The 12,749-nt window shown below is 67.3% G+C and carries 12 protein-coding genes; 10 read left to right on the top strand and 2 right to left on the bottom strand.

All coding sequences use genetic code 11. From position 1 onward, the window contains the following. Positions 1-93: 93 nt before the first annotated feature. The 5 genes from lipA to lpdA all read left to right on the top strand — a co-directional run bounded on the left by lipA (position 94) and on the right by lpdA (position 6,404). Positions 94-1,026: a lipoyl synthase gene (lipA, locus tag EOHIBHHM_RS07090; protein WP_497255969.1), complete on the top strand. Its 933-nt coding sequence runs from the start codon at positions 94-96 to the stop codon at positions 1,024-1,026. Positions 1,027-1,322: 296 nt separating this feature from the next. After that, on the top strand, positions 1,323-2,426 hold the full coding sequence (gene pdhA / locus EOHIBHHM_RS07085; RefSeq protein ID WP_497255968.1) for a pyruvate dehydrogenase (acetyl-transferring) E1 component subunit alpha: 1,104 nt from the start codon (positions 1,323-1,325) through the stop codon (positions 2,424-2,426). Beyond that, positions 2,427-3,410: an alpha-ketoacid dehydrogenase subunit beta gene (locus tag EOHIBHHM_RS07080; protein ID WP_497255967.1), complete on the top strand. Its 984-nt coding sequence runs from the start codon at positions 2,427-2,429 to the stop codon at positions 3,408-3,410. 1 nt (position 3,411) lies between these two features. Next, entirely contained in the window at positions 3,412-4,977 is a 1,566-nt protein-coding gene (locus EOHIBHHM_RS07075) for a dihydrolipoamide acetyltransferase family protein (RefSeq protein ID WP_497255965.1), read from the top strand. Then, positions 4,977-6,404, top strand: coding sequence for a dihydrolipoyl dehydrogenase (gene lpdA / locus EOHIBHHM_RS07070; protein ID WP_497255963.1), 1,428 nt, complete (start codon positions 4,977-4,979; stop codon positions 6,402-6,404). Before EOHIBHHM_RS07075 ends, lpdA begins: the two co-directional genes overlap by 1 nt. Positions 6,405-6,647: 243 nt before the next feature. Here lpdA and EOHIBHHM_RS07065 read toward each other — a convergent pair whose 3' ends face one another. Then, positions 6,648-7,703, bottom strand: coding sequence for a helix-turn-helix transcriptional regulator (locus EOHIBHHM_RS07065; protein ID WP_497255961.1), 1,056 nt, complete (start codon positions 7,701-7,703; stop codon positions 6,648-6,650). A 211-nt stretch (positions 7,704-7,914) separates the two neighbouring features. On the opposite strand from EOHIBHHM_RS07065, the gene EOHIBHHM_RS07060 reads away from it, so the two are divergent. The 5 genes from EOHIBHHM_RS07060 to EOHIBHHM_RS07040 all read left to right on the top strand — a co-directional run bounded on the left by EOHIBHHM_RS07060 (position 7,915) and on the right by EOHIBHHM_RS07040 (position 12,174). Continuing rightward, complete coding sequence (locus EOHIBHHM_RS07060; protein ID WP_497255959.1) at positions 7,915-9,066, top strand: inorganic phosphate transporter; 1,152 nt, start codon at positions 7,915-7,917, stop codon at positions 9,064-9,066. A gap of 112 nt (positions 9,067-9,178) precedes the next feature. After that, positions 9,179-9,568 carry a ferredoxin Fer gene (gene fer, locus EOHIBHHM_RS07055; protein WP_497255957.1) on the top strand — a complete coding sequence of 130 codons (390 nt, stop codon included), beginning with the start codon at positions 9,179-9,181 and terminating at the stop codon, positions 9,566-9,568. Positions 9,569-9,662: 94 nt separating this feature from the next. Beyond that, entirely contained in the window at positions 9,663-10,655 is a 993-nt protein-coding gene (locus tag EOHIBHHM_RS07050) for an A24 family peptidase (RefSeq protein ID WP_497255955.1), read from the top strand. A 39-nt stretch (positions 10,656-10,694) separates the two neighbouring features. Further along, positions 10,695-11,057, top strand: coding sequence for a phosphoribosyl-AMP cyclohydrolase (gene hisI / locus EOHIBHHM_RS07045; RefSeq protein WP_497255953.1), 363 nt, complete (start codon positions 10,695-10,697; stop codon positions 11,055-11,057). Positions 11,058-11,061: 4 nt separating this feature from the next. Then, a complete protein-coding gene (locus EOHIBHHM_RS07040) occupies positions 11,062-12,174 on the top strand; it encodes a DUF7118 family protein (RefSeq protein ID WP_497255951.1) in 1,113 nt (370 codons plus the stop codon). Between the two features lie 4 nt (positions 12,175-12,178). On the opposite strand, the gene EOHIBHHM_RS07035 is transcribed toward EOHIBHHM_RS07040, so the two are convergent. Beyond that, positions 12,179-12,748 (bottom strand): GNAT family N-acetyltransferase, encoded by a 570-nt coding sequence (locus EOHIBHHM_RS07035; protein ID WP_497255949.1) that lies wholly within the window; start codon positions 12,746-12,748, stop codon positions 12,179-12,181. Position 12,749: the final 1 nt, after the last annotated feature.

Below are 12,749 nucleotides of genomic sequence, written 5' to 3'. Positions count from 1 at the left end.
CGGCGACGACCCCGGCGTGACCCCGGGTCGGTTCCGGTCCGACCCTCCCGACGTAATCCTCACGTTTTTGCCTCACCGCCCGAACAAGGAGCTATGAGCAGCAGGCGCAAGCCAGACTGGCTGAAGATGCGCCCGCCGGCGGGCCAGCGGTTCACGGAGATCAAACAGACCCTCCGCGACCGCGACCTCCACACGGTCTGTGAGGAGGCCAACTGCCCGAACCTCGGCGAGTGCTGGAGCGGCCGTGACGGCCCGGGAACGGCGACGTTCATGCTGATGGGCGATCGCTGTTCGCGCGGCTGTAACTTCTGTGACGTCCAGACGGGCGGGATGGAGCCGCTCGACCCCGAGGAACCCGCGAACGTCGCCGAGGCGGTCGCCGAGATCGGACTCGACTACGTCGTGCTCACCTCCGTCGACCGCGACGACCTCCCCGACCAGGGCGCGGCGCACTTCGCCGAGACGATCCGCGAGATCAAGCGACGCGACCCCTCGACCCTCGTCGAAGTCCTGATTCCGGACTTCCAGGGTCGGCCCGACTGCGTCCGGGAGATCATCGAGGCCGAACCCGACGTCGTCGCGCACAACATCGAGACGGTCGAGCGCCTCCAGTGGCCCGTCCGGGACAGGAGAGCGAGATACGACCAGTCGCTGTCGGTGCTCGAACAGGTCGAAGCGGAGTCCGACATCTACACGAAGACGAGCATCATGCTCGGCCTCGGCGAGTACGACCACGAGATCTACCAGACGCTCTCGGACCTCCGGGAGGCCGACGTCGACATCGTCACGCTCGGCCAGTATCTCCAGCCCTCGCGCTCGCACCTCGACGTCTTCGAGTACGTCCATCCCGACGCCTTCGAGACGTGGCGGCGGGTCGCCGAAGACGAGTTGGAGTTCCTCTACTGTGCCTCGGGGCCGATGGTTCGCTCGTCGTACAAGGCGGGCGAACTGTTCGTCGACGCCCTGCTCCGTGACGGGAAGGACGTCGACCAGGCCCGCGCCGAGGCACGAGCGGCCAGCCACTGAGACCGCCGTCCGCTCTGAGGACGTCTCTCGCCCTGCCGACTCAGCCGTTCTGCCCCGTCGTCTCCTTCGCCGACCGTCCCAATTGTTCCCGTTCGTCCATTACCGACCGTAGAAATCCGGGTCCCCGTAACGATTCGTCCAACTTTGAGACAATATACGGAGAACCGGACGGTTTTCACGCCGAAGCCGAACAGAACCGGACGAGGACGGCAAGAATGCCAACTATAGTAAACTATTTACGAAAATCATTTAATGCGGGCGAGTGACCGTTCGTCCATGCAACGGAGGGTTGGACTGTGAGTACGCTGCAACGGGACCCCGAAGAGCAGGTACAGGTTCTCGACGAGGACGGGGGTGTGGTCGGCGAGCTACCGGATCTCGCCGACGACGAACTCGTCGAGATGTACCGAGCGATGCGACTCGCTCGGCACTTCGACAAACGCGCCGTCAGTCTCCAGCGGCAGGGACGGATGGGGACGTATCCGCCGCTCTCTGGGCAGGAAGGGGCCCAGATCGGGAGCGTCATGGCGCTCGACGACGACGACTGGATGTTCCCGAGCTATCGGGAGCACGGGGGGGCGGTCGTCCGCGGCGTCCCGCTGACCCAGACGCTGCTCTACTGGATGGGTCACGAGGACGGCAACCGGATGGCCGAGGGCGTCAACGTGTTCCCCGTCGCCGTCCCCATCTCGACGCAGATCCTCCACGCCACCGGCGCGGCGTGGGCGTCGAAACTGAAAGGCGAGGGAGAGAAGGCGTTCATCTGTTACTTCGGCGACGGCGGCACCAGCGAGGGCGACTTCCACGAGGGACTCAACTTCGCTGGCGTCTTCGACACGCCGAACGTCTTCTTCTGTAACAACAACCAGTGGGCCATCTCGGTGCCGCGGGAGCGACAGACCGCCTCGAAGACCATCGCGCAGAAGGCGGTCGCCTACGGGTTCGAGGGCGTTCAGGTCGACGGGATGGACCCGCTCGCGGTGTACAAGGTGACGCGCGAAGCGGTCGAGAAGGCGAAAGACCCCGGCGAGAAACGTCGGCCGACGCTCATCGAGGCGGTGCAGTACCGCTTCGGTGCCCACACCACCGCCGACGACCCGACGGTGTACCGCGACAGCGACGAGGTCGAGAAGTGGAAGGCAAAAGACCCGATCCCGCGACTCGAGACGTTCCTCCGCGAGACGGGGCGACTCGACGACGAGCGCGTCGACGCGATCACTCAGTCGGTCGAAGACGAGGTGGCAGAGGCCATCTCTGAGGCCGAGTCGATGCCGCGGCCGGATCCCTCGGAGATGTTCGAGCACGTCTACGACGACATGCCCGCCCACCTCCGCGAACAGATGGAGGACCTCGAACACCTCCGCGAACAGTACGGCGACGAAGCATTCCTGAGAGAGTAAATGAGTACACAGAATCTCACCCTAGTCCAGGCAGTACGGGACGGTCTCTACACCGAAATGAAGCAGGACGACGACGTCGTCGTGCTCGGCGAGGACGTCGGCAAGAACGGCGGCGTCTTCCGCGCCACCGAGGGACTGTACGACGAGTTCGGCGAGGACCGCGTCATCGACACCCCCCTCGCCGAGTCCGGCATCGTCGGCACCTCCATCGGGATGGCCGCCTACGGGCTCAAACCGGTGCCAGAGATGCAGTTCTCCGGCTTCATGTACCCCGCGTTCGACCAGATCGTCTCCCACGCCGCACGCCTGCGCAACCGGAGTCGCGGACGGTTCACCTGTCCGATGGTCGTCCGTGCGCCGTACGGCGGCGGCATCCGCGCGCCCGAACACCACTCGGAGTCGAAGGAGGCGTTCTACGCCCACGAGGCCGGACTGAAGGTGGTGATCCCGTCGACGCCGTACGACACCAAGGGGCTGCTCATCTCGGCCATCCGCGACCCCGACCCGGTCATCTTCCTCGAACCGAAGCTCATCTACCGCGCGTTCCGCGACGAGGTGCCCGAGGAGGACTACGAGATCCCCATCGGCGAGGCCGCCGTCCGCCGCGAGGGGACGGACGTCTCCGTGTTCACCTACGGCGCGATGACCCGGCCGACGCTGGAGGCCGCAGAGAAGTTGAGCGAGGACGGCGTCGACGTCGAAGTCGTCGACCTCCGGACGGTCTCCCCGCTGGACGAGGAGACCATCGTCGAGTCGTTCGAGAAGACCGGCCGCGCGGCCGTCGTCCACGAGGCTCCGAAGAAGGGCGGCCTCGCCGGCGAGATCACGGCCGTCCTGCAGGAGGAGGCGCTGCTCTATCAGGAGGCACCGGTCGAGCGCATCACCGGGTTCGACGTCCCGTTCCCGCTGTACGCGCTGGAGGACTACTACCTGCCCTCGGTCGCCCGCATCGAGGAGGGCATCCGCAACGCGGTGGAGTTCTAACATGGCAACGAAGGATTTCAAACTCCCGGACGTCGGCGAAGGAGTCGCAGAAGGAGAGCTCGTCTCGTGGCTGGTCGCCCCCGGCGACACCGTCGAGGAGGACCAACCCGTCGCCGAGGTCGAGACCGACAAGGCGCTCGTCGAGGTGCCGTCGCCGTACAACGGGACGGTCAAAGAACTGCACGTCGAGGAGGGGCAGATGGTCCCCGTCGGCGACGTCATCATCACCTACGAGGTCGAGGGTGAGGCGGACGAAGCGGCCGACGTCGAGCCCGAACCCGAGGAGGCCGACGAGGCGGAGGCAGAGACGGAGGCGGAAGCCGAAGCCGAACCGGCCGAGTCGTCCGCGAAGGGTGGCCGCGTCTTCGCGGCCCCGAGCGCCCGACGACTCGCCCGCGAACTCGGCGTCGACATCGCCGCCGTCGGTGGCAGCGGCCCGAGCGGTCGCGTGACGGAGAGCGACGTCCGACAGGCAGCCGAGGAAGCGAGCGCCGAGGCGGAGAGCGAAAGCGAGTCGGACGGTCCCCGCGACGTCGACGTCGGCGGGACGTCGTCGGTCACCAAGCGCGGCGAGTCCGGTAACGGCCAGCAGCCGAGCAGTGTCGAGGCTGCGGGGCGCGACCGAACGCTGGCCGCGCCGGCGACGCGCCGTGCGGCAAAAGAGCAGGGTGTCGACCTCGACGATGTCCCGGCGACCGAGATGCGCGACGGCGAGGCGTTCGTCTCCGCCGACGCGGTGATGGAGTACGCCGAGGCACAGCAGGCAGCACAAGAGGCCGACGCGCAGGCCGTCGCCGAAGCCGGTGCCGCCGAGGCGGAGCCAGCGGCCGAGGCCGAGAGCGCCCCGGCCGCGACCGCCGAGGGCGAACTCTCCGGCGAGCGCATCCCGTACCGGGGCGTCCGGCGGACCATCGGCGAGGCGATGCAGAACTCGAAGTTCACCGCCCCGCACGTCACGCACCACGACAGCACGGACGTGAGCGCGCTGGTCGAACTCCGCGCCGAGCTGAAGGAGGTCGCCGCCGAGCGCGACGTCCGCCTCAGCTACATGCCGTTCGTGATGAAGGCCATCGCGGCGGCGCTGAAGCAGTACCCCTACATGAACGCGACGCTCGACGAGGAGAACGAGGAGATCGTCCTCCGCGACGAGTACCACATCGGGGTCGCCACCGCGACCGACGCGGGCCTGATGGTGCCGGTCGTCGAAGACGTCGACCAGAAGGGGCTGCTCCAGATCGCCGAGGAGATGAACGACAAGATCGAGCGCGCCCGCGAGCGCTCGATCGGACGCGACGAGCTCCGCGGGAGCACGTTCACCATCACCAACTTCGGCGTCGTCGGCGGCGAGTACGCCACGCCCATCATCAACTACCCCGAGGTCGGTATCATGGGGCTCGGCGAGCTGACGGAGCGGCCGGTCGTCGAAGACGGCGAGGTCGTCGCCCGCCACACGCTGCCGCTGTCGCTCTCGATCGACCACCGCATCCTCGACGGCGCGGTGGCCGCGGAGTTCGCGAACCAGGTGATGGAGTACCTTCAACACCCCAAACTGCTACTACTCGAATAATGGTCGTCGGAGACATCTCAACCGGAACCGAAGTACTGGTCATCGGCGCGGGGCCGGGCGGCTACGTCGCCGCCATCCGCGCCGCACAGAACGGTCTCGACACGACGCTCGTCGAGAAAGACGCGTACGGGGGCACCTGCCTGAACCACGGCTGTATCCCCTCGAAAGCCTACATCACCGGCGCGAACCTCGCCCACGAGGCGGGCCACGCCGAGGAGATGGGGATCCACGCCGACCCCGCCGTCGACATGGCGAAGCTACTCGACTGGAAGAACGGCGTCGTCGGCCAGCTCACCGGCGGCGTCGAGAAACTGTGTAAGGCCAACGGCGTCAACCTCGTGAAGGGGACGGCGTCGTTCAAAGACGAGTCGAGCGTTCGGGTCGCCCACGGCGGCGAGGGCCAGGGTTCGGAGACCATCGAGTTCGAACACTGCATCGTCGCGACCGGGAGCAGACCGATGCAGATTCCCGGCTTCGACTTTGCGGACGACCACGTGCTGTCGTCGCGTGACGCGCTCGCACTGGAGTATCTTCCCGACCGCATCGTCGTCGTCGGCGCGGGCTACATCGGGATGGAGCTGTCGACCGTGTTCGCCAAACTCGGCTGCGACGTGACGGTCGTCGAGATGCTCGACGACGTGCTGCCGGGCTACGAGGACGACGTCGCCCGCGTCGTCAAGAAGCGTGCGGAGTCGTTAGGCATCGACTTCCACTTCGGCGAAGGCGCCTCCGAGTGGCACGAAGGAAACGACGGCGGCATCGTCGTCGTCACCGAGACCGAGGACGGCGAGGAGTCGACCTACCCCGCCGACGAGGTGCTCGTCGCCGTCGGTCGCCAGCCGGTGACGGACAGTCTGGACCTCGAGAACGCCGGGCTGGAGACGACCGAGAAGGGCTTCCTTGAGACGGACGACCAGGCCCGAACCGAGGTCGACCACATCTTCGCCGTCGGCGACGTCGCCGGCGAACCGATGCTCGCCCACAAAGGGAGCAAGGAGGGGATCGTCGCCGCGGAGGTGATCGCCGGCGAACCCGCCGCGCTCGACTACCAGGCGATCCCCGCGGCGGTGTTCACCGACCCCGAGATCGGGACGGTCGGGCTGACCGCCTCGGAGGCCGAGGAGGCCGGGTTCGACCCCGTCGTCGGGAAGTTCCCGTTCAACGCCAGCGGTCGCGCGCTCACGACGGGCCACACCGACGGGTTCGTCCGCCTCGTCGCCGACGAGGAGAGCGGATTCGTCCTCGGCGGCCAGATCGTCGGCCCCGAGGCGTCAGAACTCGTCGCCGAGGTCGCCCTCGCCGTCGAGATGGGGGCGACGCTCGAAGATCTCGCGGCGACGATCCACACCCACCCCACGCTCGCCGAGGCGGTCATGGAGGCCGCCGAGAACGCGATGGGACAGGCGATCCACACGCTGAACCGCTAAGTCGGTCCGGACGTCGACCGAGACGGACGACCGGTCGCGTCGGATGCAGCTTCCTCTACTTTTGCCGGCGTCGACCCTCAGAGACGGCCGTCCGGGACGCTTGTGGGGCCGGGACGGTCGGGCGAGCGGGGAGGGCCGAGAGAGCAAGGACGGAGCGAGAGACGTGTTGGACGACTGTTCGACGACAGAGGCGAGAGGACGGAAGCGGACGGAAGAAGACGGAGAGCGCCGAGAGACAGTGGGTCAGTGTTCCTCTTCGAACGGCGACTGTGCGCCGTCGGGTTCGTGACCGGGGAGTGCAACCATGTTCTCGCGGCCGAGCGTGATCTTCCGGATGCGGCCCTCCTCCTCCAGCGTGGAGAGTCGACGGCTGACCTTCGACTTCGACCAGTCGGTGAGTTCGACGAGACGGCTCTGCATGAGTCGCCCGCCGTTCTCCGCGAGGATCTGGAGGATGCGGTCCTCGTCGCTGACGAAGTCGGTGTCTGTCGACGTGTCGTCGGACGCTGCGACAGGCGTCACTCCACCACCGCCGTTCGACGCCGGGTCGCCGGCGGTCGCCCCGCCAGCGTTCGAGGTGGGACGGCCGATCCGCGATATGAGGAAGCGGTAGCCGGCGGCGAAGAGGACGACGAGAACGACGAGGACGAGGATGTAGAGCGGTACCGCAGACGACGTGGGGTTCATCCCGAGTTGGACTTCGAGACCGTCGCGGAGGCCGTCGCCGTCGGTGTCGGCGTTGAGGGGTTTCGTGCCGTATTCGTTCACCTCACTACCGTCTGTGAGCGTGTCGTTGTCGGTATCGGACTTGTTCAGCCCCGTCCCTTGTCGTATCTCGGCACGATTCTCTAAGTCGTCGTCGTCGAGATCACCACTGGGATTGAGGAACGTCACGTTTGTGGTCTGCTCGCCGACGGGGTCACCGCTCTGGAGGGCGTCGTCGACCACGAATCGGAGTTCGTATTCGGCCGTCGTGTTCGTCGGCGACGAGAGGCCGGAGAACGTGAAAGTCCTCGTCTCGCCGGGGTCGAACGTCGCGGGTTGGCAGGCTAGCTCCGTGGGTTCGGTGCTGCCGTTGGACGGGGTGGCGAACAGACAAGCCCGGTAGTTCCCGCTCGCGTTCCCCGTCTCGACGGTGGCGGTGGCGTTGAACCGATCCGTCGTCCAGAGGTACACCGTATCCGTCTCCTCGTTCGGCTGGACGCGAGCGTCTCCGCCGTACTCTGTCTGTGTTACGTGCAGGCCTCCGTGGTCCGCCATCACCACGCCGCTCACGGCTGCGAGCAACAGGAGAGACACGAGACCAAACGTTCTCAGCTCCATATATTCGTTTCGAGCGACAGAGCCCGAATCTGCCCGGAGGTACATCGTTGCCACCTATGTACTTTTTGTCCTGCCGCCGCCGCCCGACTCGTCGTCTGGAGGAGAGACGGAGTGGGCGACCGGCGGCGAACGTCGTGACCGACGACAGACAGAGCAACATAAGTGCGCCGCCCGTCGATGGGAACACGTGCTCTCGCTTCTACTCGTCGTCGGGCTGCTCGTCGCAGTGTTCGTCGGGTTCAACATCGGCGGATCGTCGACCGGTGTCGCGTTCGGGCCAGCGGTCGGGAGTAACGTCGTGAGCAAACTCACCGCCGCCGCGCTGATGACGACGTTCGCGCTCCTCGGCGGGTGGACCGTCGGACGCAACGTCATCGAGACGATGGGAGGCGACATCGTCCCCAAAAGCGAGTTCACGCTCGTCGCGAGCGTCGGCGTCCTCTTCTTCGTCGGTCTCGCGCTGCTCGTCTCGAACACGTTCGGCGTCCCCGCCTCGACGTCGATGACTGCCGTCGGCGCGATCGCGGGCCTCGGCGTCGCCACCGGAACGCTCGACGAGGGTGTGATGCTCGAGATCGTCTCGTGGTGGATCGTCGCTCCCATCCTCGCGTTCTGGCTGTGTGCGGTCATCGGTCGGTACGTCTACCCCTATCTCGACGCGCGGTTCGCCATCGATCGCTCGGAGGGGGCGCTCGTGGAACTCCGGACGGACGGCGGGTTCCCGCGTCCGCGGATCGCGGAGTCGGCGAACCGTCGGGAACTGATCGGGATGACGCTCGTCGTCGTCATCGCCTGTTACATGGCGTTCTCCGCGGGGGCGTCGAACGCCGCGAACGCGGTCGCACCGCTCGTCGGCAACGGCGCGATCGACGTCGAGACCGGAGTGCTGCTCGCCAGTGCCGCCATCGGGGTCGGTGCGTTCACCATCGCCCGCCGGACGCTCGACACCGTCGGCAACGACCTCACCGACCTCCCCATCCTCGCGGCGCTCATCGTCGAGATCGTCAGCGCGAGCATCATCACCTTCCTGTCGTATCTCGGCATCCCGGCGAGTCTCGCCGTGAGCGCGACGATGTGTATCGTCGGCCTCGGCTGGGGCCGGGCGACGCGGACGGTCAAGCTCGGCGACGCCGTCCGCGGCGAGGGGCCCGAGATCTCGGTCAACGCCTTGGCCGCCGAGACCCGCGAGGTGCGGCCGGTCGGCGAGCGCGAGGACGACCTGCTGGCGGACGACCTGTTCGACCCCGGGACGACGGGGCGCGTCATCTTCTTCTGGATTCTGACGCCGTCGCTGTCGGCGTTGGCGTCCTATCTGCTGTTCGCGTTCGCCCCCCTGTAATCAAACGTTCGGCCGTTTCCGTGCTCGACAGCGGGACAGATGCCGGGACGAAAAGGAGATAGTTCCGAACGAACAGCAAAGCCTAATGAGGAGGGAATCGAACCGAGAGGTGATGCCCACGGTAGAATACCTCAATTACGAAGTGCTCGACGATCAGGGTTGGGATATCAACGACGACGACCTCTTCGACACGGCCGCAGACGCCGGTCTCGACGAAGAGGACTACGGGACGCTCGACGTCAACGAAGGCGAGTACATCCTCGAAGCCGCGGAGGCCCAGGGGTACGACTGGCCGTTCTCGTGCCGCGCTGGTGCCTGTGCGAACTGCGCAGCCATCCTCAAGGAGGGCGAGATCGAGATGGACATGCAGCAGATCCTCTCGGACGAGGAAGTCGACGACAAGGGCGTGCGCCTGACCTGCATCGGTTCGCCGGGAGCCGACACCGTCCGCATCGTCTACAACGCGAAGCATCTCGACTACCTCCAGAACCGCGTCATCTAAGTCGAGTACACCCGAGTTTTTTTGCGCATCTGCCCGCCCAGTCGCGACACTCGACATCCCAAAGGTTGAACACACTCCCCCGCACGTCGTCTGTATGTTCGGTTCGCTCTCCGATCTCCTCCGTCTCCTCGTCGTCCCCGTCTTCGCCTGGGCTGCCTACCGTGACGTCCAGACGAGACGGCTGCCGAACGCGCTGTGGTATCCGCTCGCCCTCCTCGGCGTCGGGGTGCTCCTCTGGGACGTCGCCGCCCGCTGGCCGCTCTCCGGCGTCGCCGACCGCCTCTTTTTGATCCGCGTCGCGTTCAGCCTCGGCTTCGTCGTCCCCCTGAGCTACGCCTTCTGGTGGCTCGGCGGCTTCGGCGGGGCCGACGCGAAGGCGCTGATGACGCTCGCGGTCGTCTTCCCCACCTTCCCGACCTACACCGTCGGGACGCTCCGCGTGCCGCTCGTCGAACCGCTGCTCGGCGTCTTCGCGATGACGGTGCTCACCAACACCGTCGTCGTCGCGCTCGCCTACCCGCTCGGACTGCTGGTCCGAAATCTCCTGACCGGCGACGTCGCCCCCGTGATGTTCCTCGGGCGACCCACGAGTGTCGACAGCCTCCGGACGGAACACGGCCGACTGCTGGAGACGCGCGCAGGGTTCACCCGCAGCGGGGTCGACCTCGACGCCCTCCGGATGTACCTCCGGTGGCGCGGGAGCACGCTCGCGGAGCTTCGCGCTCGGCCGGCCGACCACCGCGACCCCGCGAGCGTCGAGCGGACGTTCGACCCGACCGACGGCGCGGTCCACGACGGGCCGGCGACCGACGGCGGCGTCGTCGGCGAGCGTCGAACGACGGCGAGCGACCCCGAACACGAACACGACGACCCGTGGGCCGCGGCGCGGTTCCTCGACGACGTCGAGGGCAGCGCCTACGGCACCTCTCCCGAGTCGCTCCGTGAGGGACTCGAACTGGTCGTCGCGCGCGACCGGGTGTGGATCTCGCCCGGCCTCCCGTTCGTCGTCCCGATGTTCGTCGGGCTCGTCGTCGCGCTCGTCTACGGCGACCTCCTGTTCGGTCTGCTGGCGTCTCTCGGTCTGTAGACACAAGACCTATCGGCCGGAGCCACCTCGTTCCGGCCGATGACAGTCGACGTCGACTTCGGCGACGACGGCCTCGTGCCGGCCGTCGCACAGGACGCCGAGACGGGCGAAGTGCTGATGCTCGCGTACGTCTCCCCCGAGGCGCTGGACCGCACGCGCGAGACGGGCTACGCTCACTACTACTCGCGCAGTCGCGACGAACTCTGGAAGAAGGGCGGGTCGAGCGGCCACCTCCAGTCGGTGCGGGAGGTCCGCGTCGACTGCGACGCCGACACGCTGCTGTACCTCGTCGACCAGGAGGGTGGAGCCTGTCACACCGGCCACCGCTCGTGTTTCTACCGCACCGTCGACGGCGAGGAGGTCGGCGAGAAGGTGTTCGACCCCGACGACGTCTACGAGTGAACCCATGAGCGACCCCGTATCGCAGCTCCAGACGGCCCACGACCGACTTCGGACGGTCGAGTCCGAGATCGACGACGTCGGCGAAGACCGGATCGAGACTGTCGCCGACGCCCACCGCGCGGCGACCCGCCTACTCGACCGCTACGCCGACTCTGCGACCGGCAGCGGCGACTTCAAGGCCTATCTCCAGTTCCAAAACGAGTTCATCGGTCTCGTCGACGAGTTGCCCGAGGACGTCCCCCACCACGAGGCGTTCGAGGCGGCCAGCGACCGGATGGACAAGCGCCGCCTCAACGACGGCGACTTCGCGTTCGCCCGCGAGACGCTCGAACCGGCGGCCGAGACGGCCGGACTCCTCTCGGAACGCGAAGACGCACGGAGCGCCTACCGCGACGCCCGACGGACGGTCGAGCGGCGACTGCGCGAGGTGGACGACCGACTCGACGAACTCGAACGCCTCCAACGGCTCGGCGAGGTCGACCTCGACGCGCCGGTCGAGGAGCTCCGCGACCCCATCGAGGCGTACAACCGGGCCGTCCGAACGGAGTTCCGACGGTTCCGTCGGGAGGCGAGCGCCCGCGAGTTCTTCGACCTCGTCGAGACGACCGACCACTACCCGCTCGTCGCCTTCGAGACGCCGCCGAGCGACCTCCGCGAGTACGTCGACGACCACGCCGCAGGCGAGGAGTCGGTGGCGCAGTTGCTCGAGTACGCCGACTACTCGGGGTCGAAGCTCTCTCACTACGTCGACGACGCGAGTGCGCTCCAGGCGAACGTCGCGGTCCACCGCACCTACCTCGAACGGCTGGACGCCGACCCGTTGACCGTCGCGTGGCCGCCCGACCCGGCCGACGTCCTCCGGCACCGGAGCGAGGAGCTCGTCGCCGTCGTCGGACGGTTCGCCTCGGAGGAGACGGTGGCGCTGGCACGAGAGCTTCGCGGGCTGACCGACCGTGCGGACTACGAGCGACTGCGGACGGCCGCGGCGGCCCGAACCGAACTGAGCGAGGAGGAGCGCGAGCGGGTGACGAGCGGGAGCGTCGCGACGGAGTTGGACGAACTGCGAGCGGAGCGCGAGCGACTGACCGAGGCGTTAGAGACGTATCCGAGTCTGTGACGTCCTACAGCGGCTTCTCGTAGACGACCGTCGGATACGCCTCGCCGTCGATGTCGAAGGCGTGCTCGCCGACGGCGGCGAACCCGCGAGCCTCGTAGAACCGTCTGGCCCCCTCGTTCTCCGCGAACGTCTCGGTGACGAGCGTCCGTTTCTCTGCGGGGAGATGGTCGGCCGCGGCGGCGAGGAGCGCGGTGCCGACTCCCTCGCCCCAGCAGGTGGGGTCGACGTAGACGGCGCGGAGTTCGACGGCGTCCTCGGGGACGAACTCCTTGGTCCCGTCTCCCCAGACGAACTCCGCGAACCCGCAGACGTCGTCGTCGCGGTCGGAGACGCCGCTGTCGGCACCGGTGACGTCGGACGTCTCGTCGCCGTCGCAGGCGACGAGGAAGGCGATCTCCCCCCGGTTCTCGATGTCGTCGAAGCGTCCTTCGACCGACTCGGCCGACAGCGGTGCCTCGGGGTCGGGGAGCGTGGATTCGGGCAGGATGTCGGCGTACGCCTCGCGCCACGCGGTGCGGTTGACCTCGATGGCGCCGCGGACGTCGGCGTGGCTCTGCGCTGGACGAACGTCCATA

It is taken from the genome of Halogranum roseipondis, from assembly GCF_059695585.1.
This window is presented reverse-complemented; position numbering and strand designations above follow the sequence as displayed.

Bases quoted from the DNA above. Each gene is read 5' to 3' on its own strand.
- fer (WP_497255957.1), top strand. From the start codon at position 9,179: ATGCCCACGGTAGAATACCTCAATTACGAAGTGCTCGACGATCAGGGT.
- lpdA (WP_497255963.1), top strand. From the start codon at position 4,977: ATGGTCGTCGGAGACATCTCAACCGGAACCGAAGTACTGGTCATCGGC.
- EOHIBHHM_RS07080 (WP_497255967.1), top strand. From the start codon at position 2,427: ATGAGTACACAGAATCTCACCCTAGTCCAGGCAGTACGGGACGGTCTC.
- EOHIBHHM_RS07035 (WP_497255949.1), bottom strand. From the start codon at position 12,748: ATGGACGTTCGTCCAGCGCAGAGCCACGCCGACGTCCGCGGCGCCATC.
- EOHIBHHM_RS07075 (WP_497255965.1), top strand. From the start codon at position 3,412: ATGGCAACGAAGGATTTCAAACTCCCGGACGTCGGCGAAGGAGTCGCA.
- EOHIBHHM_RS07040 (WP_497255951.1), top strand. From the start codon at position 11,062: ATGAGCGACCCCGTATCGCAGCTCCAGACGGCCCACGACCGACTTCGG.
- hisI (WP_497255953.1), top strand. From the start codon at position 10,695: ATGACAGTCGACGTCGACTTCGGCGACGACGGCCTCGTGCCGGCCGTC.
- EOHIBHHM_RS07050 (WP_497255955.1), top strand. From the start codon at position 9,663: ATGTTCGGTTCGCTCTCCGATCTCCTCCGTCTCCTCGTCGTCCCCGTC.
- lipA (WP_497255969.1), top strand. From the start codon at position 94: ATGAGCAGCAGGCGCAAGCCAGACTGGCTGAAGATGCGCCCGCCGGCG.